Source organism: [Mycobacterium] manitobense (assembly GCF_025821665.1).
Lineage (GTDB): Bacteria > Actinomycetota > Actinomycetes > Mycobacteriales > Mycobacteriaceae > Mycobacterium > Mycobacterium arseniciresistens.
In genome coordinates this window covers 1-433 of sequence record NZ_JACKSJ010000220.1, presented here as the reverse complement: position 1 = coordinate 433, position 433 = coordinate 1, and the positions used below count along the sequence as shown (strand labels likewise).

The following is a 433-nucleotide window of genomic DNA, read 5'->3' as shown; positions in this document are numbered from 1 at the left end:
CAGTGGCTGCGATGCACGGGCTGCGACTACCTCGGCCCGCTGCCACGGTTCAGCTACACCAATACTCATCCCTTCCGGCCCGATCTCGCGCAGTTCACTCATAAGGGCTGTCCGGGTCGCGGTGCGCAGCGCGGTGGCGCGAAGACTGGGAAGCGAGAAAGCCCCGCGGTACCCGCGCAGCATCTGCTGACATGCACCAACGGTCATGTCGACGAGTTTCCCTACGAACTGTGGGTGCATCGCGGCCGGCGATGCCCCAAGGCGGAGCGACCGGACCTCAAGATGCGTGATGCCAACGTCGGCAAGAGCGTTGGCTCGATGATCGCATGCACGCAATGTGGGGCCAACCGCGGCATGGCAGAGGCACAGGGCTCGGTGGGCCGCGACAAGTTGCCGCCGACGTGCCGGGGACGTCACCCACATTTGAACGCTT

General features: G+C 65.1%; 1 protein-coding gene. It reads left to right on the top strand.

Translation table 11 applies throughout. The features are described 5' to 3' along the window. Window positions 1–433 (top strand): DUF8724 domain-containing protein (locus tag H7I41_RS23965; RefSeq protein ID WP_505011372.1); only part of this gene is annotated, 433 nt, incomplete at both ends.